Consider the following 22,092-nt stretch of genomic DNA (forward strand, 5'->3'; position numbering starts at 1 on the left):
GTATGAGCACAAGAGGGACGTCGCCTCGTGATCATTGAGATCAGAGGAGATATCCCTCTTTTTTATGCATTCTTCTAAAACAGTTGGAATTGAGGGATATTCATAGGTGATCTTGGCGATCTTTTTAATAGAAAAGGAATCTTATTTTGCTAGAGATCAGCTTCCTACCCATCTGGAGGTGCATGATATGTCCCAATCTATTTTGGAACAACTGAATAGTTTGATCCAAACGAATCCCTTGGAAAAGAAAGTTTTGCTAACTGATCGTTTTGCCGTTGGCAACCAGTGGGTAGAACAGCTGGGGCGAATGAATCAGGGAAGTGTCCTCAATCTGCATGTCCAGACGCCACAGACCTTTATCCTCGAACAGAGCCGTCTCACCCTATTTGAGCAGGGTCTGACGTATACGACCTCGGAGGAAAGCTTTTGGATCATTCATTTTCTGATGCATGAGCTTGCTCGGGTGGAAGGTGCATACCTAACAGCTTCCATGCTCTCTTTTGGCATCGTCCGTTGCTTTCACACTGCCATCGGCGAAATGCGACAGGCAGGGTTAAGGGCTGATCAGCTGGAGCCTGCTGCAAGCTTTGAAAATAAACAAAAGGGAAGCTATGTACAGGCGCTTTTGACCCGTTATGAAAGGTATTTGCAGGAGCACGCATGGGTAGACGATGCAGACTTGCAGCGCTACGTCCACCCCATGCGATTGCCCTCTATGATCATAATCGAAGAGCAGGCTGATCTGACGCCAGCGCAGCTAGCTGCACTTGATATCCTCACACAAAGCAAGCTGTATTTTTTACGAGAGAAAGGCTCTCCACGGATGAGTGTCATAGGCTTGCCCACAGAGAAGGCTTCCTTTTTCCACGCCCTCGGTCCTGTAGCAGAGGTTCGTGAGATGTTCCGCAGGATGGCCGAACAGCGAGTGTCCTATGATGAGGTGGAAATCATCGCTTCAGACTATCGTACTTATGCACCGATCATTCATTCTTTTGCGATGAATGCCTCCATACCATGCACGTTTTCGCAAGGCTTGCCGATGATTTACTCCCGTGTGGGGCGAGCCACAGTTCTTTACCTAGACTGGCTGGAATCAGGATACCCTCTAGATCCCATGTTGCGAGCATGCAAACAAGGGCTATTCTCTATTGCTTCCAAGGGTAAAGATCGGCAGTCGGTGATCCGGATGCTGGAATGCTCCGGGATCGGGTGGGGGAGGGAGAGATATTCTCTTTTGCGCGCGCAACAAAACCAAGGCAATGATGAGCAGGAAAACCGAGTCAGAGAGATGTGCTTTACCTTTTTCGAACGCCTCTTCGCCGTATTGCCTGTAGATCGCGATGCGTGGACTATGCAGGATCTCGTTCGTGGATGGCTGGTGTTTTTGGAGACTGTTCCTGTACGAACGGTCCATGATAGCCAGGTGAAACAACGGCTAAAGCAATGGGAGAAAAGCCTGCGGAATGTAGAGTTGCCTGCGATGAAGGGGGCAGACGTGATCCGATTTGGCAGAGCAGTGGTGGAGGCCATCGTTGTGGGCACAGATGGAACACCTGGTGCCGGAAAGCTGCATGTCAGCTCCTTGCAAGACGGAGGTCAGACCGGGCGTAGCAATACCTACCTGATCGGGATGGATGAGAGTAGCTGGACAGGGGCAGCAAGCCAAGATCTAGTCCTGCTCGATGAAGAGCGCGCGAGAATCAGCCCACTCTTGCGTACAAGCGAGGAAAAAGCTGCACAGCATCTCGGCAAACGGAACAGAAGGCTGGGGATGATTCATGGAGCCTGTACCTACAGCTTTACTTCTTTTCGCATCTCTGACAATCAGTCCTGCAATCCCGCATACGAGCTGTTGCATGTTTTTCGCCAATCGCGAGAACTCCCGGATACGACGATTGAGGAGCTGTTGGAGCAGCTAGGTCGTCCAGTGGGGTACGTTCAATCGAGCAATCCGGTTGTGCTGGATGAGCAGGAGTCGTGGATGAAGCGGTTGATTTCGCATACGGGTCAGATATATCAAGGGAATCAGCAAGTATTGGCTGTCTATGGACATCTGGCAAACGGGGAAAAGGCGGCGAGTGCCAGAGCCGATCTGCTGGTGGGCGAATACGAGGGGGTTTTCTTACCTGACGGAATTCCCGATGCGACAAGCGTCAGCAAGCTAGAGATGTACGCGCGCTGCCCGACTCAATTCTTTTTTCACGAGGTTCTACGGGTGAGGCCAAAAGAAGTCGCTACATTTGATCGCACCAAGTGGTTGAGCCATACACAGAAAGGAACGCTGCTGCATGCCATTTTTCATCGGTATACGGCTCAAACGCAGGAACATGGCGGAGCTCACGATCTGGTCCGTCTCGAAATAATCATGGAGGAAGAGCTCGCACGACTCAGGCAGGAGGTTCCTTCTCCTAGTACCCCGATCATGCAGAAGGAGTGCGATGAAATCCGCCGAGATGTCGAGGTGTTCTGGGCGGGGGAGAAAAAGCGAAAGGCCGTTCCTCGGTATCTGGAATTGGCTGTGCATCAGCAAGAGGAGATGTTTCAGGTAGAAATGAGTGAAGAGTTCATCTTGCCCTTGCAAGCTTATGTCGATCGCGTGGATGAAGTGGAGCCGGGCAAGTACAGAATTGTCGATTACAAGACAGGGGCACCGCGCAAGTTCAAGGAGCAAGAGTACTTTTCCAGAGGCACGCAATTGCAGCATGCGATCTATGCGATTGCAGTGGAGCAGTGGTTGCGAAAAACAGGCGCTGATCCGTCCGCTGAGGTAGTAGAGTCTTCTTATTACTTTCCTACTGACAAAGGTCAAGGACAGGAGGTCGCACGTAAGCAGAATCGTCGAGAAGAGACCGCGGCTCTGGTCTCGCGGTTGACCGAGTCGATTCAGCGAGGGATATTTCCTCCCACACAGGAGGCGAGCATCTGTACATCTTGTCAGTATGAAGCGGCCTGCGGAAAACAGGCGAAAGCCATGAAAAAAAAGCGAGAGGCAGCTATGAACCAGGAGCGGTTATCTCCGTTTTTGGAGGTGGAAGATTATGCTTAATCATGCAGCGATGGAGGATCAAGCAGCAAGGGAACGTATTTTAAATGACTTGGACACGACTTTGCTGGTTGAGGCAGGAGCTGGTTCAGGAAAAACGACGTCTCTCGTAGGACGTATGCTTAATTTGGTGAAGACGGGCAGGGCAGAGATGAAGCAGATCGCCGCGATCACTTTTACGAACAAAGCTGCTTCCGAATTGAGAGGGAGATTTCGCTTCCGCCTGGAAAAAGAGTGGGAGAAAGCTGTCGATGAAATGGAACGACAACGTTTGGAGCGGGCGTTGCAGCAAATGAATCAGTGTATGATCGGTACGATCCATTCATTTTGTGGAAGGCTGCTGCGGGAGCGACCGATAGAAGCGGGGGTAGACCCGAGCTTTAGCGAAATGGAAGAGCGGACAGCCGTCGAATGGCAAAATCGGTGTTGGGATCAGTACATAGAAATGCTGAGTGAAACCGAGCAATATGGAGCACTGGATGAATGGCTTTCTCTGGGTGTCACCGTGGAAGATTTGCGTGTCGTTTATTTACGTGTATCCGAGTATGAGGATGTCACGATTTTTACCCAAAAGGTAGCTGAACCTGAATACGATCTCATTCGTTTGACCGTACCGGACATGCTCGTGGCGGCCAAGAAATATATCCCTACACATACTCCCGAGAAAGGCTGGGATAAACTGCAGGAAGCGATCCATCACGCCAGTCGTTTTCTGGAGCATACCGATCTTGTCGACAGTCGGAATGTCCTCGCGCTGGCCAAAATGTTCGATCGATCTCTCGACGTGGTTCAAAACCGGTGGACGGATCCAACGATGGCAAAAGAGCATCGGGATAGATTCCTTGACTGGAAGCAAACGGTACTACTTCCCTTCCTGACAGCTTGGAGGGAATATTTGCATCCGCAGCTCATCCAATTGGTACTGCCCGTCATTGCCTATAGCAGACAAAAGCGTCTGGAAGCAGGCATGCTGGATTTTCAAGATCTCCTCCTGCGTACAGCTGAGCTATTGCGACGAAATGCAGAGGTTCGTGCGTATTTTGCTCGACGCTACACTCATTTGCTCGTGGATGAGTTTCAGGATACAGATCCGATCCAGGCTGAGATGATGTTGCTGCTGACGGGAGCGGAACCTGATGAACACGATTGGCGTCACCAGGTTCCTCGTCCTGGCTCGTTGTTTATTGTCGGTGATCCGAAGCAATCGATCTATCGCTTTCGACGGGCGGACATTTCCACCTACAACTTCGTAAGGGAACGGGTTGCGGCCCATGGAGATGTGCTGCAACTGACTGATAACTTTCGTTCGGTTCACGCGATTGGAGACTTTGTGAATGAGGCCTTCGTACATCGCTTTCCACCAGCTGGGGAAGCGAGTGACCACCAAGCGCAGTTTGTGAAAATGATGACAGTGCAGGAAAATCCCCCAGAGGAACAGCATCACGGTGTCTTTACTTTAACCATCCCAAAACAAGAGCGGGATAAAAAAGAAGACATCGTGAATAACGATGCAGAACGGATCGCCCAATACATCGCGTGGGCATGCCAAGGGAATATGCTCATCCAGGAAAAAGGCCGAGAATCGCTGACTGTGCGACACGCAGAGCCTGGGGACTTCCTCATCCTGCTCAAGCAGCGTCAGCATATAGGACACTATGCCGAAAAGCTGGAGCGATATGGGGTTCCCTCAGATACGACAGGCAACTGGGCCACCTATGAAGAGCTGAAAGCACTGCTGACGCTGACAACCTGTTTGAATGATTCGAGTGATCAGATTTCCTTACTTGCTGTTCTGCGAGGCATGTTTTTCGGCGTGAGCGACGAAGCACTATATCACTACCGAATGCAGGCCGGAGCCATCCGTGTAAATTCTTTACCATCAGACGCATTCTTTTCGGAAAAGGCCATGCCTGTGTACCATGCTCTTCTGCGAATTCAACGATATCGAGAGTGGGTATCCTCGTTGCCAGCTATCAGTGCATTTACTCGGATCATCGATGACATGGGGCTGCTTCCCTATGCAGCAACCAAAGAAACAGGGGCCATCCGTTCCGGTACACTAGTGAAGCTTTTGGAGATGATCCATCTCAAACCTTCCATTTCAGCTAGCTGGCAAGAGTTGACGTTATTTTTACAGCGGCAAAATGACGACAAAGCCATGGAGAGCTGTAGTTTATTTGCTGGTTCTGGAAAAGCGGTACGCATCATGAATGTCCATAAGGCAAAGGGACTGGAGGCACCGGTGGTGTTCTTGGCAGGCCCATGCGGCCAAAAGGTGCACGACGCTACCGAGCATGTTGATCGTGGGACAGACCCTGCCATTGGGTATTTCACGATCCTTCGCGAAAAGGCACCCTTTCCTGACGAGCTCATCGCGCAACCGGTCGGCTGGGAAGTAATAGCTGATAAGGAAAAGGTCTATCTTCTCGCCGAGGAGGAGCGGTTGCTCTACGTGGCGACCACGCGAGCCAGACAAATGCTGGTCATCAGTCAATATCCTTCCAAGCCGACGATAGACCCGTGGAATATGCTCCAGGATCACTTGCAGTACCAACCGGAATTGGAAGTGCCTGTTCGGGAGCTGGACATGCCACTTCAAATGAGAGAAGCCCTCGATAATTCGCTCCATTTGTGGGATACGTGGCGAAAGGAAGCATCTTTGCCCACTTTTGCACGAAGTAGCGTGACGGAAAAGGCAAAGGGGAATTTCGCAGGGGAGCTTCCTCGTCCTAAAGAGGGGAGAGGCTTGGCATTTGGTTCTGTCGTTCATCGGGTCTTGGAAGCACTCGGGAATGGCTTGGCATCAGAAAGACAGGATGCGTTTCTCCGAATGGTAGCCGAAGAAGAAGGGCTCGACCTGAAATGGCACGAAGAGGCGAGTAAGGCTGTCAAACGAGTAATCAACAGTCAGCTATGGGCACGAAGTCTTCAGGCAAGACAGTCTTTCCATGAGTTTTCCCTATTCGCCTCACGAGAAAATACACGATTGAAGGGCGTTATTGACTTTTTGTTCGAGGAGGAAGATGGCTGGGTAATCGTTGACTTTAAGAACGATTTGTACGCGCCGGAGCATGAACAAGCTTTCATCGAGTTCTATCGGCCACAAGTCATGACGTATGCCGAGGAATGGGAACGGCTGGGGTATCGGGTGAAGGAAGCAGGCTTGTACTTTGTTTCTCAGGATCGATATGTAGTGACGAAGAGAGCGTGAGTAGCGAAGTTCATTTATAGGCGGATTGATATTTTGTCTAGTCATTCATTTTGATGAGCTTTCCCAGAGAAACCTGTCGGATACGTGCAGGTTTTTTGGGTTGTCTCGTTTATGCGAAGCAGGAAAACGAATGGATAATCCAAAAACACATTGACTATTAATAGATGAAAATATAAAGTGTCTATAAATAAACAATTAATTTGGTTGTTTGTTTATAATACGTGGAGAGGGGCACGTTCTTTTGTTGCAAAATCGCTACGTCCGCACGATCATCCTGTCCCGTGCATTTTTACAGCTCGGGATCTGGATACGAAATTTTGCCATTCTTTTGTATGTGACGGATCTGACTCACAATGATCCCTTGTACGTGTCGCTCATCTCGGTTGTCGAGTATGCGCCCATATTTCTGTTCGCCATTATCGGGGGGACATTCGCTGATCGATGGAAGCCGAGGCGCACGATGATCAACTGTGACCTGTTGTCGGGTCTTTCGCTGTTTGCTGTACTGATCGCTCTCGTGTACGGCTCCTGGCACGCGTTGTTAGTGTCTACTTTGTTTTCTGCGATCATGTCCCAGTTTTCGCAGCCATCTGCCATGAAGTTGTTCAAGCAGCACGTACCGCCCGAGCAGCTCCAGAGCGTCATGGCGATGTTCCAGTCGATGATGGCAGTCTTCATGGTCATCGGCCCGGTAATTGGTACGTACATCTATCAGCAGTACGGGATCGAGGTTTCCATTGCGTTAACAGGTTTCTTGTTTTTTACATCCGCACTCGTTTTGATGCTGCTCCCACGGGATGCTCAAGCGGAAGAAGGCTCGACAAAGAAACCAAATTTCAAGCAGGAGCTAGTGGAAGGTCTTCGGTACGTCTGGGATAACCGCGTGCTGAGGACGTTGGGGGGAACCTTTGCGGTAGCTGGCATGGCTGTAGGTCTCATCCAACCCCTGATCATCTTTGTGGCCATTGAGAACTTGGCGATGGGAAAAGAGTTTATGCGTTGGCTGCTCATGGCCAATGGAGCGGCGATGCTGGTTGGCGGAGCGATCATCATGAGCGCCGCGAAAAAAGTGAAGCCCCAGACCTTGCTCGCAGTGGGACTACTGGTGAGCACGGTATGTACGATTGGAATTGGATGGTCACACTCCATCTGGATTACGCTAATTCTGGAGGCGCTCAGCGGTTTGTTCTATCCATGCATTCATGTAGGGATCAATACGATGATTATGCAAAATACGGAGGTCGACTTTGTTGGGCGGGTCGGAGGAGCTCTTTCACCTGTGTTTATGGGGATGATGGTCGTAGGGATGTCGACGTCAGGACTTGTGAAAGATGGTCTTTCGTTGGCGGCAGTCTTTTCAGGAAGTGGTCTACTGTTTTTGGTGGGGGCGCTGCTGTTGCTTCCATTGATGCAAAAAAGCAAAGAAGCAAAGGTGGGGCAGGTCACCAGTAAATAGATGTTTTCGCATCAGGCGTTGGCTGTTATCCGAGAGCTATCCCTTGACTTGGAAAACGTGAATGTAAACGGTGGCGAATGGCTACGATGCTTGAGCTGTTATAAACGGTAACGAAGGAAAAGAGCTCTCTTCACGGGTAGAGAGCTCTTACTGTTTATCCCTATTTTTTTTCGGTTGTCCGGTAAGCTGCTAACGCAGGAAGAATTGGCGTCCGCCCTCGGTCACGTATTGAGTAAGGAAGTACCTGTGCAGCAAGTCGACGATGCCGCTGATAAAGAATGCTGGGGTGCCAGACTTCGTTATCCCTATTCTTGTAGGAATCCAGCAAGGCATTCGGGAAGGCAACCTGGAGATCGAGAACAGCGATTTCGAAAAGCTTCTTGGACGGCCAGTAACACCGATTGAAAAGGCTCTAAGTCAACTAGTAAGTGAGATCTCCTAAACGACGGAATCAAGATTACAAACACAAAAAGAGACTGCCGGCATTTAAACGGCAGTCTTTGTTTTACTATCGAGCAGCATGCAACATGATTGATTTCCATTTTTATGTATAATGAATAAAACCAAATACTAAGGATGAGAAAGGGAATGAAGCATAAATATCCTATGGAGAACCTTTGATTTATCCCAATGGGGGACTCAGCTTATTCCTATCAAATTCATCTTTTGCGAAAGAGGAACCTTTATTTATTATAAGGTTAATCTGCATTCAAATCGATGAGGCAACGTCACTGGAGTTGCAAAAATAACCACTTTTTCACATTGAGGAGGTCCATTATTGAATTTTTACGAATGGAAGCAACGTATCGAAATCATTGCTCATCGAATAAGAGAAATTGGCGGAGATGTTCAAGAAATACGGATGGAAGAGCCTGCTTCAGAAGAGCAAGTTGCAGAAATTGAAAGAACGTTAGGATTTCCTTTGCCTACGAGTTTTAAAAAGACACTAGTAGAATTCTCTTCAAGTTTCAGTTTTCGATGGTTTGTGCCGGATGACTTCGAGCTTCCTGGAAAATTCAGAGGAATATTTGGCGGCACTCCGCATTGGGGACTGAATCTGATCCAGGAATTTGACGGGGAAAGAAAAGGGTGGGCGGAGAATGTCTTCACGAATAGGGAAGATGAATACGACGCTGTTTGGCACAATAAATTAGCCTTTCTTGCGGTTGGAAATGGCGATTATATAGCGTTTGATTTGAATGGAAATGATGACCCTCCCGTAGTTTATCTGAGTCACGATGATGGAGAAGGTCATGGCTATATCATTGGGGAGAATTTCCGTGATTTTATGGATAAATGGTCGAGAATAGCTTTTGTTGGCGCTGAAGACTGGCAATGGATTCCCTTTACAATGAATATAAACAGTGGCATTGTTCCTGATGGAGAAGCAGCTAATGAATTCAGATCCATCATGAAACTAGATCGATTGTAGAAAAACGAGTGAAATCATTTAAACCGTTTTTCAGTATGTAATTCTTTACGAATCCGACTACCACGGGAACGATCAGCCATTTTCATAATCTGTGGTGCAGCTTAGCTGCATGGATGGCTAACGGGTTCAATATCGTAATAACAACAGAGGCTGCCAACACTGAAATGGCAGTCTTTGCTGTACAAATCGACAGGATAGTTCGAAATGAAAACTGCTTACAAAAATGAGGTGAAAGCTATCGTACGGGGAAATGATGCATGGATCCGTTCTACACGAGCCGGCAACAACCTATTAGTAGCTGTTCTCCTCGGCAGACCACCCATGCACTCGCATCAGAAATAAAGCAGAACTTAAATCGAATTACACCGTATAAAATGGGAAGATAGCAAAAGTTGAATGGAGGAGGAAGGGATGAAAGCGATCGTATATGAGCGTTACGGACCTCCAAATGTACTGCAGCTGCGGGAGGTCGCCAAGCCGGTACCGAAGGACGACGAGATATTGATTAAAGTCTATGCTGCAACCGCTGCAGCAGGGGATTGGCGCTTACGCAAGGCAGATCCTTTCCTGGTGCGGCTGTTCAACGGTCTGCGGAGACCGAAGCGAATCAAGATTCTCGGATTCGAATTGGCGGGCGTGGTCGAATCAACGGGCAGCGGCGTTACTCAGTTCAAGCCGGGGGATGCCGTCTATGCCGCCTGCGGAATGGACTTCGGCGCGTATGCCGAATACAAATGCATGCCTGAGAACGGCTGCGTTGCGCTCAAGCCAACGAACATGACGTTCGAGGAGGCGGCAGCAGTTCCGGTCGGTGCCTATACTGCCTTGCAATTTCTCCGGAAGGGCAATATCCAGAACAGTAGGCGCGTGCTCGTCTACGGCGCCTCCGGCAGCGTCGGGACGAATGCGGTGCAGCTCGCCAAGCATTTCGGTGCGGAGGTAACCGGAGTATGCAGCACGTCTAATGTGGAATTGGTGAGATCGCTGGGAGCCGACCGAGTCATCGATTATACGAAAGAAAAGTTTGAAAATGACGGTCCGGCCTACGATATCATTTTCGATACGGTCGGAAAGAGTCCGTTCAAGGCTTGCGTCGAGCGTCTGACACCAACCGGCTTCTACCTGAGAGCGGTACATATGAGCCCACTGCCGGTAGTTCGTGGGCTATGGGTCAAATTAACGAGCGGCAAGAACGTGATCGGCGGAACATCGAAGGAAAACGCGGAAGACTTGATGTATCTGAAGGGGCTGATCGAGGCAGGCAAGCTGCGCTCGGTCATCGACCGCAGTTATCCGCTGGAGCAAGCGTCGGAGGCCCACTACTATGTAGAGCAGGGCCATAAGATAGGCAACGTGGTGTTAATTGTTCGATAAGGTAATAGGTTGGAATAATCGTGCGTTCAACTACCAGGTTCGAAAGTATAATAAAACGGGTGCTGCGGCACCCGTTTTTTGTTTTGTTTAACTACGGGCACGATCGTACAATGACAACAGGCTGCCGATATGATCGGCCACCTGTTTAGCTAACAACAGCCCCTTTCCATACGCAGATAGAGCCAACTCTGCCAGTATTCGCCGGCATTCAGCAAATTGTGTGCAACAAATCATCCCCGAACTCACGTTTATATAAGTGTATGGAACAGTTTGCCAAACGGGTAGAAGCCTTTTTTGGACAAGACTACCCTACGCCTACGAATGTCGATACGTTGATTAGTAATGAGGAGGAGGAGTGAGATGCGAAAGATCATTTCTGGGTTGCTGGTTGGAGCGATGGTTTCTTCAGCCGGGGTAGTATCTGCCGCACAACCTATTACACTGGTGATGAACGGTCAAGTGGGGAAAATAGATGCTTCTCCACAAATCATAAAAGGGAGGGCGTTCGTTCCCGTTCGCGCAGTGGCCGAGGAATTGGGGGCTACCGTGAAATGGGATGCTGCCAATCGAGCTGTTCACGTGATCACAGGAGAACAGAAAAAGGATGTTTCCTTAGAAATGAGCAAGAATGAATCATCAGCGCAAGCAATGAGACTCGTCATCAACGGGAAAGAGGTAAAATCCGGGGTTTCACCCAAAATGATAAAGGACAAAGCATGGGTACCTGCTAGGGATTTGGCTGAAGGATTGGGGAGTGGGGTTCAGTGGAATACATCCCAACAATCGGTATGGATTACAAACAAGATCGTCAATCCTTCGGCCAAGGACTTCAACGGACAAGCCATGATTACGTTCTCTTATGATGACGGATTGGATACCTTTTATGATTTTGCTTTGCCGTTGCACGAAAAATACGGAATTCCAGCAACCGACAATATCATTGCCGGAAGGATTAAAGACGGTGCTCGGACGATGTATCTTGATGCCGATCAAATTAGAGATATGTACGATCGCGGGGTCGAAATCGGTTCTCACAGTTTTTCTCATGCGGACGGGTTAACGACTCTTTCGGATGAAGATTTGGACTTTGAATTGAGAGAAAGTAAAGCGGTGTTGGAACAGATTGTCCCAAAGGTTCAAACGATCGGGATCCCGTTTTCTATGTATGACAAGCGAGTAAAAGCTTCAGTGAAAAAATACTATAAAGCAGCGAGAAATTTTGAACACCTGCAGAACGACGTTCCATCTGCAGACAAACTATGGCTGCATACAGCAATTGCCGTAACCAATGAGACGACTTTCGATCAAATTAAACTGCGAATTGATGAGGCTGTAAAAAACAAGCAATGGTGCATCATCATGTTGCACGGTATCGACCCGGATAACAGAGACCTGTATGAAATTAAGCCAGCGTTGCTGGAGAAGGTTCTCGCCTATGTTGCGAGTTTGGGGAGAGATAAAATATTGCCGGTCAACACGATAGATGGAGTGTCACTTGCCGTGAAGTAGATGGTATTGACTAGATCCGAGTAACAGACCAAGCAAATGGAGGGTGAGACGATGAAAGTTCTACGAGCGGTTTCACTAACATTAGGACTGACTTTTGGAGTTTTTAGTATGGTTCATGCGGAAGCCAGCGGAATCGATCCCCAGTTCACCAACTCGAGATTGCCTGGGGGAGGAATCGAGGTGCCTCACAACCAGAGATTCCAACTTTCTACGGATCAACAATGGATCTACTCTCAAGGGCATTTGTCTGATCTGATTCGCTTGCAGTGGACGGCAGATCGGGCAAAACCTGCCATCTCCTGGGCGGATGAAACAGGTCAGGATAAGACAGCCATTGTCTCGCATGCGAAGGCAAATGATCCGGAACAGCAGGATCATAACCATTTATCTATCGAAACGACCATGTCTCCAACAGGAAAATATCCAAATCAGCTTTTCACCAGATTTGAGGTTCCATACGACCAGGATATAGCGGAGATCCGAACTCACTCGGCGAATTTGAATGTGGTGGACGGGCTCATGAGAATAGCCGGTTCGGTTGGCGTTAACCGCGATGTACAGCTTGCGAAAACCGCAAATGGAAATGTAACGACCCCGCGATGGACGGTAAGAGCGGATGGTACGACTGAATCTGGAGCGAACGCCGGTTCAAACTTCCGCATTATCCGTTACTCCGATTCGGGGGAAGAAATGGACACACCGTTCTCTATTAATCGCAGCAATGGCAATGTCGGTATTGACAACACAGATGCCACAGCTAAACTCGACGTGAATGGTGATCGTATTCGAATCAGGAAATCTGCCACCCCAGCATCTTCATCAGCTCCGGGGAATGTCGGAGAGATCGTGTGGGACAGCGAGTATCTTTATATTTGCATTGCACCGAACAAATGGAAAAGAACAGAGCTAACCTCGTGGTAAAAGGCAATAAACACGGAACAACAGTCTTTGAACTATCATCCGGCAGCCTCGTTAAGCTGTTAGGCAGATGTCATAATCCACTCCCTTCGACTTTAGAAACCTGCTAAATAAAGGAGGTTTGGTTAGAAATGCCCCAAGTCGGGCAAAATACCTTCCGGGAATGTGAATGTAAGCAGAGCACTTCCTGAGGGGGTGAGTTGGATGGCTGAAGGCAAAGATCGTTTTCAAAAGGATGCCGAAGATGTGGATAACAATAATGCATCAGAAGCAGTAGGTACGACAGGTGGTGCAATCGCAGGTGCTGCCGCAGGTTCCGTTTTTGGGCCTCTAGGTACCGTTGCAGGTGCTGTTGTTGGTGGTGTGGTAGGGAATAAAGCTGGTGACGTTGTTGATAATTCTGTCGACGAAGTTGACCAAAACCGGGAAGAATAAAAGGTCGTTTTGCATGAGTATTTAGAAAGAAGTTTTATACAGGACATACTGTTCAAAAGGACATCGAGAGCTTAAAGCTATGCGATTTCCTTTTTCTTTTTTTCATTTTTTATTGGGAAGGAGCTATTTGTTTTAACTATCAACTTCTGAAATCAGACTGGATTCAAGCTTGTTTATGCTGGGGTTGGTGGATTTCTTATATGGGTTAGATTATTAAACTAACTTGGTTCGATAGCTTACCAAGTCATCAGAGGCAGATGGAGATGATCCCGTAGTCTTCGTAAGCTATTGGGCAGGTTAGTTGGGGATGAAATTTTCTGATTCCAGCACAAAAAACTCGCCCAAAATGCAGGAGTTTTTTTATGCCTAATATGATGGCAAAAAGGCAAATTAGAATAACCTCTAACACAAAACTATGATTCTATATGGCATGGTTTGGGCGGGGATACTTTTTGTGGCAGGTCCATAGATAACAATTAGATCTCGGTTCACGGGGGTTCTAGAAAAGGGTTGCCCATTTGTTAACACCATTTGGGTATATGGAGAAATATTTAATTGTAATTGCCCGTCACTACTCACCATCTGACTATTAAAATAATCTACTTTTACGTTCTGAAATGAGCTATATTTTACCATGACAAGTGCTTGATATTGTGGAGGGTAAATAAAAGGAACAGGCGCATTCCCATCATAATATCCAGTTACGCGATCGCCTATTGCCACCATTACATGGTCTACAAAGTAAGTTGTAGGTGATACTACGAAATTAACTAATGCTCCTAAACCGTTTTCTACAGATATTAATTTATAACAGCCTTCCCCTTCACCATTTTGCCCTGTAATAAAATCACTTATCATTGTAACGATCCCCTGAAAAGAATAGAAATTAATCATACATATACCTCCATTGCTTAAAGGCAGGTAGTGGCCCATTGTTATTGGAGATAGTCCACAAGATATAGCCCCTTACTTCTAAACTAATTTATGTGAAATTACTGAGATAGGTGAATATCATCATTTGTCTTTGCTTGGACCTTTTTCCTCCTATTCCGATATTGTAAATTTCTAACCTATTGTTAATGTTTATCAAACACAACATTGACTCTTGTTCAACTAGCGGGTTCGCTAGTTCAATAACAATGTGGAAAGGCAGTCGAATTAACCGGCTGCCCTTTTCTATGCTAACGGGTAGGATAATGGAAGAATTTGCAGCCGGCATAGGCCTTCATAACAAAATGAATCATCAATCATTCAACATTTGCGATTATGAAAACGCAAGATCTTGAAACGTATATTCCCCTATACTAAAAAAGCAAATTTGAATGGCAATTAGTTGTGACGAAGAATGGGGGAATGAGCATGAGTAACAAGGTGGAAGGATTGTTAACTAACACAGATTTTCGCAGGCTCTGGATTGGGCAAACTGCATCACAGTTTGGAAGTCAGGTTGCATTATTAGGAATGCCATTAGTGGCAGCTCTCTATTTAGGGGCCAGTCCCATGCAAATGGGGTTGCTTGGTTTTGCCGAGTATGCGCCATTTATCATTTTCGGTTTGCTCGCTGGTGTATGGATAGACAGATTTCCCCGGCGACCCATTCTTGTCGCCGCTAACTTTTTCAGGGGTGCATTACTGCTCATTGTGCCGCTGACAGCCTTAATTGGATTCCTGAATATGACAGTGCTGTATTTGGTAGCCTTCATAGTGGGTATCTGTACTGTCTTTTTTGATGTTGCCTATACATCCTTTTTGCCTTCCATTGTGAGCAAGGAGCAGCTTGTTGATGGGAATAGCAAACTAGAGACAAGTAAATCTACCGCACAAATTGCTGGGCCGGGTTTATCAGGTGGATTGGAACAGCTAATCACCGCTCCTTTTGCAATATTGTTCACGTCGGTATCCTTTTTTGTATCCGCTGTGTACATAGCCCGGATTCGCAAGTTGGAGACAGTCGTGACAGATGCGAAAAAACCAAAAAACATGTGGCTGGAAATTAAAGAAGGGCTGCATACGGTTTACACAAAACCGTTGCTGTGGGGAGTGGTGCGCTGCTCAACAATCTTTAACCTTTCCTGGAATGTTATTTTTAGTGTTTATGTTCTATATGCATCGCAAGAACTCAAAATCAGTGCGAGCATTCTTGGCATCATTTATGGAACGCTTGGAGTAGGGTACCTATTTGGCTCTCTGCTTGCCCAAAGGGCTGTACGTCGTTTTGGAGTAGGCCCAACAATTGTAGGTTCCGCTACGATCGCAGCAAGTGGCGGTTTGCTTGCTCCATTAGCAGTAGGATCAGAATTAGGTATTGCGTTGATTATGATGCTCGGACAGCTTCTTTTCGGAATGGGTGTCTCAATGTGGAGCATTAGTACCATCAGTTTACGTCAAGTAATTGTACCCGATGCCCTGCAAGGTCGCGTAAATGCTACAGTTCGATTTATCTCGTGGGGTTCTTATCCGCTGGGTTCGTTAATTGGAGGGATGATAGGGGGGGCAATGGGTTTACGGTTCGCTTTATTTGCGGGTGGCATTGGATTGTTAGCTTCGGCTTGTACATTATTGTTCACCCCATTTTTACAACTACGTGTGAAATCATTTCATGAATTAACATTGGATAAAGATGTGTCTATAAAGAGCTAAGGAGTGCCTTAAGAAGTATTAAACTAACGGGATTCGATAGCACAATAAAAGCAGCGGCTGTTTAAGACTTTATTTTCAAGTCCTAGTCCAGCCGCTGTTTCTTTTTTTCAATCAGTCTAATACTCATTTTTGTAGAGCTGCCTATTTTCCGTTTCATAATCCCCATGAGATCAAGTATTATAGTCTAAAACTTTGCTATCTCAAGACAGCTTGTAATCCTAAAGAAGCTTCCTGGGATTATTCTTGTCCATGGCTAATGAATATTCATGGAAATTACAAATACCGAGCGATTATCCGAACTAACTTTGCAGGGAACTCATGTAAATTTGTAATATCCAAAAATCTTTCATTCCCATAGATTTCACTAATCACATCCTTGTCCTGACCTATTGCAGCTGCAAGAAATGTAATTCCTTTCCGTTCATATTCCTGTATTGTCTGTTGCATATCTTTAACAGCATAACTTCCGGTATAGTCATCCATTGCTTTAGGTTGTCCGTCACTTATGCTAATCAACAGTTTTGTCTTTTGGGGGGAAACGGCTAACCGTTCCGCCATAATTCTAAGAGCCATTCCATCGCGATTATTACTTCTGGCACGAATCTTCATTAACCTGAAGCGATCATTGGCATCCATTTTATCAGAGTCGGCATATGCAAAGATGGACATTTGCTCCATCTTGGAAACATCTGCAGTATCGCCGTAGATCAATATGGGAATATTACAAAGTTGACAATATTCGTATACTGCGATTACTGCTCGTTTTGCTGCTTCTAATCTCCCGTAAGCTGACATAGATGCGGATTCATCAACCCTTATACCAACCACAAGAGAAGGGTATTCAGTTGGAGGACGTTTCTTGGCAAAATACTTGTAATCCCTATATGCAACACTGTCTGCTTGAAATTTACTGCCATAGTAACGATTCCTCGCAAAGTCGGAAGACACCTCATGTTCCAAGTACGGAAGTGTCTTTCTGGCAATCTCTTGCACGATTGGCATAAGTCCCTGACTTAGACGGACATATTCGTGTTGGTTTTCCAGATCGTAGTCTGGACGGTGAACAATGAGCTTTACTTTTTTATGAATTGAATCGGAAATAATCTCTCTTGCGTCTTGATTCAGCTTTTTACGGAAATCGCGTTCCTTTTGTTTCGCTTCCTCTGACACTGATTCAGGATTTGCCTGATGATATTTGGGGGCCCCAAAACCTGAACTTTCCATTTGGGTAGAATCATCAGAGACACGGGAAGAGCTTTTGTCACTATCGGCAGATTTTTTCAATGCGATTCCCTTTTCCTCAACATTGTTATCTTTGTCAAAACCAGTGTCGTCAATATCTCCCCATGTCCTGATCTCTATGGCATCGTCAGATTTTCGTTTTTTTTTAGTTCAATCTGTGCTTCTTCTAAGCTGGCAATCAATCCATGATTGTTAAGTGCTTCTTCCAAAAGTTTAATTTCTTCCGAATCAGTTGTTATCTTGTAGATGACCTTATGATAAAGGGATTCTTTTGCGGAAGCTCCTCCAGCAATCGCATCTGCCCAGTAGAAAAATGAACGCATTCCAGCCACGCCCTTGATCGCATTGGCCCGGGCTGTTTTGTCCAAAATCATAATGATATCCGCTAAAATACCCAACACCTTTTCATCTTGAAAACCGGTTTTGGCCATCACACGTTCTATCATGATTTCTTTGGTCGGCAGGTCCATCTTTTCCGTATGCTGAACCCTGTCGCGCAGCGCTTCGTTTAACGGTCTGGTTCCCGCATAACTGCGGTTTGTTGTGATAACCGCTATGAAGTCTGGGTGCCTGCGTATGATCTCGGTTGGAAGATTGATGCTGCCATCCAGCTCCAAGGCAGAGTTTAATGCCATTAACACCGCAGCATCACGAATAACGTTTGGTTCTTGGATTTCCAGAAGATAACCTTTTTGATAGGCTCTGACGATCTCCGAAGGGTAAAATCGGTACTCAACCGCTTCTCCATCGGTGTTCTCCGCTGCAAGCTTCAGTATTTGCTTCATCTTTAAGGCAGCCTGTTCCTGTGTAATCCCTAGTGCGTCCATCAAAATTTCAGTTATGCTTTGAAAACCATCGCTTTCATATAGTGCTTTCCATACGGTTTGCTCCGCAGGCTCCATTTTCTCTAAACGTTCAGAAGAAATCACCGGCAAAATAGCGCCAATAATATCCGATTTATCCATATCAGCAAAACAAGTCACTTTTGTATACGGCAGACCGAAATTAGCCGATAATGCTTTTGCTAGTTGTGTTTTACCAGAACCGGCGTCACCTTCCAACAAAATATTGGCGATTTTCATTTCCCCGCGATTCCAGTTGCGCTTTATTTCTTTACTAATGCGCCGTTCTTCTTCGCTGACCTTATGAGTTAATGGTTTTTTCCAAATAAGCATTTTTTCTGCATCAGTCAGCTGTCTTCCAGGTGACAAATAATATTCTCTATGTTCAGTCATCACATTTCTCCTCCAATCCCTCATAATGCTGTGCGTTTCTCATCTTTGCTCCTTTTCTGAACCATAAGAGGGAACAGCAAAGACGCACCGATAATAATCAAAACTCCGCTCACCGCATATACCGCAACCAGGGAAAACGTATCCTTCAGATAGCCGGATATAAACATGCCAATCACCATCATCCCCATAAAAACAGGCATGATCGCTCCAGATACCCGGCCAATAAATGCCCCTTCTGTGTTACGTACAATAAGCGTCTGGATTCCGCTTTGAATACAAGGGAAAAAGAAACCGCTGATCACCAACAGAATAATTGTCAGCCAAATCATTGTAGAAGCGCCTATTCCAATCGTACAAACGGCAGTGACAAGCAAGCCTAACAAGAGCAACAGCTGTGGCCTCACCTTTTTGGACATCCCTATTATGACAGCTCCTCCTGCCAACATGGCTGCCCCATTGGTCATAACCAACCACTGCAGAAATTGTTTGTCCTGTCCCAAATTCTCGATGACAAGGAAGATTTGAAGCGGCTGAGTCAGTCCTGACGCCAATCCGACAGCTGAGAAAGTCAAGCATAGTGTTCGTAAAGATTGATTGGACCCGATATAGCGCAGACCAGCCTTCAACTCCTTTATGAAGCCGCCTGCATCGCCAGACTTCGGTTCCTCAGCGTCACGGGGAAGCGTCGCTAATACAAGGGAAGAACATAAGAACAGAACGGCCGTCAGAATCAGGGAGGCATTAATTCCAAACTGTATGAAAATAAACGTGCCGATGACCGGACCTAAAACCATAAAGACAGCAACAAGAGTTTGGGACATTGCCATCACGCCCTGCAGTTGTTCAACTGGCACATGCCGCTTGTACAGTTTCATGGCCGAAGGCTGAGAAAATTGAGACAGGCTGGCGGAAATAAATGTTCCGATGAGAAGTGCAATCCATCCACCGTTCGTGAGTGCAAGCAGTACAGCCCCAACGGACAAGGCGGACAGCAGATCGCTCCAAACCATTGTCCGCTTCGGCCGCCATCGGTCGGCAAAGGTCCCGCCAATAAGGCCGAAAAGAAAGATCGGAGCGAATTCCACAACCGAAATCAGAGATACATAAACCGGATTATTATTCGTCAATTCGCTAACAAAAAGAAGGACGGCATAATTCCGGATCCAAATCCCCAACTGCAACAGCACTCGGGAGAGGATAATCGTTCGAACATAACGATTAGAAAACATTTCAATACCCCATATCCTTTAAAATTTTAGATAACATGCGCAGACGTTCGCTGATCATCTCATCGTCGTCGCTCAGAGCTTGGCTGAACAGCTTAATATCTTCATTAATTCTCTCATTGTCCGTACATATCGCTACGGTCATTGCATCCCCTTGCAGGGCAACCCGGTCGATGATGGGCTCATGCGGGTCATAAAAATGCTCATATCTGTATGCTTCGCGAAAATGTACCAAAGACCGACAAATCAGAATGGACATATCAAGAACGCGATGGAGAGGCAGTTCCTCCGATTGACTTGACCAGTTTTCTCCCGTGTATCTCCATACTTTGGCAGAAAGATTGGTCTTTCCTCTGTCGTTCGACTGGGTCAATCCCAGAGAAAGACCTTTCGCATCTGTGTTCCTGGCTAATCGGCCGTCAATCCGATCATAGTTTTCCGACACGACTACAGGTTTGTGTTTTAAGGTAGTAGGTATTTTCATTTTCTTTCCTTCTTTCCATTTTCGAAATTACTGCATAGTTTATCTTGGATTTCATCGTTAGGCAATGTTTTTTTATAAAATTTACAAACGTATATGATTTATGTTTATTATTATATAAACAAATTACCGTTTTGTTTGTTGTGAAATTCTCGGTTGTTTTAGCTCCTGAAAGGCGCGTCTGATGTTTATGTGGCACTGTTGCGATATAAGATCAATAACGGCCTTTTGGATCAAAAACACCGAAAACCAAAAAGTCTGGATCAGCAGCACCCGCAATCTCAAAACGATTAACGGAAAGCTGTCCAGTCTCAGAATGGGTTCGCATATAAACAAGCAGCTTCAACGGGAATGGAATGAGTGTGGAGATGAGGCATTCGTCACCGAAGTGTTGGAGGTTTTGAAAAAGAAGGAAGACGGATACTTTGATGAAAAGGATGCGCTGGAGAAAATGGAACAAAAATGGCTCGACCAGCTCCAGCCGTACGGAGAGCGTGGATATAACCGGGAAAAAAAGAAATAACAATATAATGAGCAAAATGATGGAGCGTACGCATTTTACAAAAGGCTTGGATTTGTACAGGTTGGCAGGTCGACCATTTCCTCTTCTTCACTTGGAGTTAAAAAGTTAAGCTAACGGGTTCGTTAGTTAAATAACAATGAGAAAAGGCAGCGGATTAATAATGAACTGCACCTCCAACTGTTAGGTGTGTCTAACTATTGGGGTGCAGTTCACAACCGGCTGCCTTTTCTACGCTAACTTGGCAGTATAATTTAACCATTTATCGAAATAAATCAGTATGGAAAGGTTGTTATTTCTTTGATCCGGGGTGACAACATGAATGAACTATATAAGTTGAAGTAAAGAAAGTGGTAGCGAAAGTCAAGAAGAAGTGATTGCTCGCTTTTGCTTTTTTATTATAACGTGAGAACTACAACCATCCCAAAATCTCTTAACTGAAAATTTAGATATGTATAATCTGAAATATATTCAGTTTGCAAAAACAACAAAGAGGAGTAATTAACAAATGAAAATGATGCTAGTTTCATTCTTAATACTTTGTACACTTCTACTTGTTCCAACAATTGCCTCTGCTGAAGTGACCAACGGTAATGTCGGATATGGAGTAACCACCCCCGGGCGACTCTTCGCCACGATAGACGCGGTGTTGGGGCCATCATTGCCATCGTGATGGGGCTGACCAGCATGGTCCTCGCTGGGCTAACTCTGGTCCGCTCCCGCCGCGCCAGCTGACCCGACCATAATGCCCTGTGTTGTGGTTCCTGTCCTTCCTGGGCGTGATAACACTAATGCTACCAGCAACATCGAATGCATTAAACTAACGGGTTCGATAGTCGAAGAAAGGCAGTAGCAGTCTAAGACTTTATTTTTGAGTCCGTAGCTGCTGCTGCCTTTATCATACCGACCACCTAAAACAAGTTTTGTAAAACTTGATCAGTTTTCTCTTATTAGAACGTACTTGCTACTTTAACAGCTTTTTCAAGACCTGCTGCAATCATTTCTTCTGATTTATCTCGGAATTGGTTGTGACCTTCAATTAATACTGTCTCATAAGAAAAATAGTTTTGGTAGAGAATGTTTGTATCTCCTTTCCTTCAGGCGTCATAATGCTTGCCGTGATGGAATCATTGTGAACATCCAGACCACATGCGCGTTCTATGATTATATCCATTGAAAGATCCTTTCTATGGCTCTTTATCGGAGGCTGGTGCACCAACCAAAGTAGGATTAATCTACCATGAGTGCTTCCCAAAAGGGAGCGACAATCTGTGGTGCAGCGCTGGTTTTGCGCTGCATGGATGGCTATGATAAACTTAATTCCATTATTTGAGTTGAGCGATGGTTTGGGACAGTGCCCATTACTCTTA

Annotated in this window: 16 protein-coding genes and 4 pseudogenes; 13 read left to right on the plus strand and 7 right to left on the minus strand. The window is 46.2% G+C overall.

Translation table 11 applies throughout. The features are described 5' to 3' along the window. Positions 1-187: 187 nt before the first annotated feature. The 9 genes and pseudogenes from AN963_RS20990 to AN963_RS21030 all read left to right on the plus strand — a co-directional run bounded on the left by AN963_RS20990 (position 188) and on the right by AN963_RS21030 (position 13,378). Positions 188-3,046 carry a PD-(D/E)XK nuclease family protein gene (locus AN963_RS20990; protein WP_055746516.1) on the plus strand — a complete coding sequence of 953 codons (2,859 nt, stop codon included), beginning with the start codon at positions 188-190 and terminating at the stop codon, positions 3,044-3,046. Then, positions 3,039-6,254, plus strand: a complete 3,216-nt coding sequence (locus tag AN963_RS20995) for a UvrD-helicase domain-containing protein (protein ID WP_055746517.1) — start codon at positions 3,039-3,041, stop codon at positions 6,252-6,254. The genes AN963_RS20990 and AN963_RS20995 overlap by 8 nt, the downstream gene beginning before the upstream one ends. Positions 6,255-6,495: 241 nt before the next feature. Beyond that, positions 6,496-7,710: an MFS transporter gene (locus AN963_RS21000; protein WP_055746518.1), complete on the plus strand. Its 1,215-nt coding sequence runs from the start codon at positions 6,496-6,498 to the stop codon at positions 7,708-7,710. A 168-nt stretch (positions 7,711-7,878) separates the two neighbouring features. Further along, a pseudogene (locus tag AN963_RS21005) lies at positions 7,879-8,152 on the plus strand (SDR family NAD(P)-dependent oxidoreductase); the annotation flags it as partial. Between the two features lie 336 nt (positions 8,153-8,488). Further along, a complete protein-coding gene (locus AN963_RS21010; RefSeq protein ID WP_055746520.1) occupies positions 8,489-9,142 on the plus strand; it encodes an SMI1/KNR4 family protein in 654 nt (217 codons plus the stop codon). 411 nt (positions 9,143-9,553) lie between these two features. Further along, positions 9,554-10,516 carry an NAD(P)-dependent alcohol dehydrogenase gene (locus AN963_RS21015; protein WP_055746521.1) on the plus strand — a complete coding sequence of 321 codons (963 nt, stop codon included), beginning with the start codon at positions 9,554-9,556 and terminating at the stop codon, positions 10,514-10,516. A gap of 360 nt (positions 10,517-10,876) precedes the next feature. Continuing rightward, positions 10,877-12,025, plus strand: a complete 1,149-nt coding sequence (locus AN963_RS21020) for a stalk domain-containing protein (RefSeq protein WP_055746522.1) — start codon at positions 10,877-10,879, stop codon at positions 12,023-12,025. A gap of 51 nt (positions 12,026-12,076) precedes the next feature. Next, positions 12,077-12,946 (plus strand): hypothetical protein, encoded by an 870-nt coding sequence (locus tag AN963_RS21025; protein WP_055746523.1) that lies wholly within the window; start codon positions 12,077-12,079, stop codon positions 12,944-12,946. Between the two features lie 201 nt (positions 12,947-13,147). After that, complete coding sequence (locus AN963_RS21030; protein WP_055746524.1) at positions 13,148-13,378, plus strand: glycine zipper domain-containing protein; 231 nt, start codon at positions 13,148-13,150, stop codon at positions 13,376-13,378. Positions 13,379-13,780: 402 nt separating this feature from the next. Here the strand turns inward: AN963_RS21030 and AN963_RS21035 are convergent, their stop codons facing one another. Continuing rightward, complete coding sequence (locus AN963_RS21035; protein WP_055746525.1) at positions 13,781-14,272, minus strand: hypothetical protein; 492 nt, start codon at positions 14,270-14,272, stop codon at positions 13,781-13,783. 465 nt (positions 14,273-14,737) lie between these two features. On the opposite strand from AN963_RS21035, the gene AN963_RS21040 reads away from it, so the two are divergent. After that, the gene (locus AN963_RS21040) at positions 14,738-16,018 is read left to right on the plus strand and encodes an MFS transporter (protein WP_055746526.1); all 1,281 of its coding nucleotides are present in this window, start codon (positions 14,738-14,740) and stop codon (positions 16,016-16,018) included. A 273-nt stretch (positions 16,019-16,291) separates the two neighbouring features. On the opposite strand, the gene AN963_RS21045 is transcribed toward AN963_RS21040, so the two are convergent. The 4 genes from AN963_RS21045 to AN963_RS21060 all read right to left on the minus strand — a co-directional run bounded on the left by AN963_RS21045 (position 16,292) and on the right by AN963_RS21060 (position 20,205). Continuing rightward, positions 16,292-17,302, minus strand: coding sequence for a vWA domain-containing protein (locus AN963_RS21045; RefSeq protein ID WP_055746527.1), 1,011 nt, complete (start codon positions 17,300-17,302; stop codon positions 16,292-16,294). Positions 17,303-17,376: 74 nt separating this feature from the next. Continuing rightward, the gene (locus tag AN963_RS21050) at positions 17,377-18,495 is read right to left on the minus strand and encodes an AAA family ATPase (RefSeq protein WP_055746528.1); all 1,119 of its coding nucleotides are present in this window, start codon (positions 18,493-18,495) and stop codon (positions 17,377-17,379) included. Positions 18,496-18,515: 20 nt separating this feature from the next. Then, positions 18,516-19,724 carry an MFS transporter gene (locus AN963_RS21055; protein ID WP_055746529.1) on the minus strand — a complete coding sequence of 403 codons (1,209 nt, stop codon included), beginning with the start codon at positions 19,722-19,724 and terminating at the stop codon, positions 18,516-18,518. Between the two features lies 1 nt (position 19,725). Beyond that, positions 19,726-20,205: a DUF6530 family protein gene (locus AN963_RS21060; protein WP_055746530.1), complete on the minus strand. Its 480-nt coding sequence runs from the start codon at positions 20,203-20,205 to the stop codon at positions 19,726-19,728. A 181-nt stretch (positions 20,206-20,386) separates the two neighbouring features. Between AN963_RS21060 and AN963_RS21065 the strand changes: the two genes are divergently transcribed. The 3 genes and pseudogenes from AN963_RS21065 to AN963_RS32050 all read left to right on the plus strand — a co-directional run bounded on the left by AN963_RS21065 (position 20,387) and on the right by AN963_RS32050 (position 21,457). After that, positions 20,387-20,725 carry a GIY-YIG nuclease family protein gene (locus AN963_RS21065; RefSeq protein ID WP_055746531.1) on the plus strand — a complete coding sequence of 113 codons (339 nt, stop codon included), beginning with the start codon at positions 20,387-20,389 and terminating at the stop codon, positions 20,723-20,725. 6 nt (positions 20,726-20,731) lie between these two features. Beyond that, a pseudogene (locus tag AN963_RS32045) lies at positions 20,732-20,834 on the plus strand (acetyltransferase); the annotation flags it as partial. 560 nt (positions 20,835-21,394) lie between these two features. Then, on the plus strand, positions 21,395-21,457 hold the full coding sequence (locus AN963_RS32050; RefSeq protein WP_236708119.1) for a hypothetical protein: 63 nt from the start codon (positions 21,395-21,397) through the stop codon (positions 21,455-21,457). A gap of 215 nt (positions 21,458-21,672) precedes the next feature. On the opposite strand, the pseudogene AN963_RS32055 reads toward AN963_RS32050, so the two are convergent. Further along, positions 21,673-21,774, minus strand: a pseudogene (locus AN963_RS32055) (FMN-dependent NADH-azoreductase); the annotation flags it as partial. Continuing rightward, a pseudogene (locus AN963_RS32675) lies at positions 21,774-21,896 on the minus strand (IS110 family transposase); the annotation flags it as partial. The pseudogenes AN963_RS32055 and AN963_RS32675, both read right to left, overlap by 1 nt. Between the last annotated feature and the right edge of the window lie 196 nt (positions 21,897-22,092).

This window comes from Brevibacillus choshinensis (assembly GCF_001420695.1).
GTDB classification, from domain to species: Bacteria; Bacillota; Bacilli; order Brevibacillales; family Brevibacillaceae; genus Brevibacillus; species Brevibacillus choshinensis.

Excerpts from the sequence above, each read along its gene's own strand:
- AN963_RS21020 (WP_055746522.1), top strand. The coding sequence starts at position 10,877 with ATGCGAAAGATCATTTCTGGGTTGCTGGTTGGAGCGATGGTTTCTTCA.
- AN963_RS21025 (WP_055746523.1), top strand. The coding sequence starts at position 12,077 with ATGAAAGTTCTACGAGCGGTTTCACTAACATTAGGACTGACTTTTGGA.
- AN963_RS20995 (WP_055746517.1), top strand. The coding sequence starts at position 3,039 with ATGCTTAATCATGCAGCGATGGAGGATCAAGCAGCAAGGGAACGTATT.
- AN963_RS21015 (WP_055746521.1), top strand. The coding sequence starts at position 9,554 with ATGAAAGCGATCGTATATGAGCGTTACGGACCTCCAAATGTACTGCAG.
- AN963_RS21065 (WP_055746531.1), top strand. The coding sequence starts at position 20,387 with ATGTTTATGTGGCACTGTTGCGATATAAGATCAATAACGGCCTTTTGG.
- AN963_RS21055 (WP_055746529.1), bottom strand. The coding sequence starts at position 19,724 with ATGTTTTCTAATCGTTATGTTCGAACGATTATCCTCTCCCGAGTGCTG.
- AN963_RS21035 (WP_055746525.1), bottom strand. The coding sequence starts at position 14,272 with ATGATTAATTTCTATTCTTTTCAGGGGATCGTTACAATGATAAGTGAT.
- AN963_RS21060 (WP_055746530.1), bottom strand. The coding sequence starts at position 20,205 with ATGAAAATACCTACTACCTTAAAACACAAACCTGTAGTCGTGTCGGAA.
- AN963_RS21040 (WP_055746526.1), top strand. The coding sequence starts at position 14,738 with ATGAGTAACAAGGTGGAAGGATTGTTAACTAACACAGATTTTCGCAGG.
- AN963_RS20990 (WP_055746516.1), top strand. The coding sequence starts at position 188 with ATGTCCCAATCTATTTTGGAACAACTGAATAGTTTGATCCAAACGAAT.
- AN963_RS21050 (WP_055746528.1), bottom strand. The coding sequence starts at position 18,495 with ATGACTGAACATAGAGAATATTATTTGTCACCTGGAAGACAGCTGACT.
- AN963_RS21030 (WP_055746524.1), top strand. The coding sequence starts at position 13,148 with ATGGCTGAAGGCAAAGATCGTTTTCAAAAGGATGCCGAAGATGTGGAT.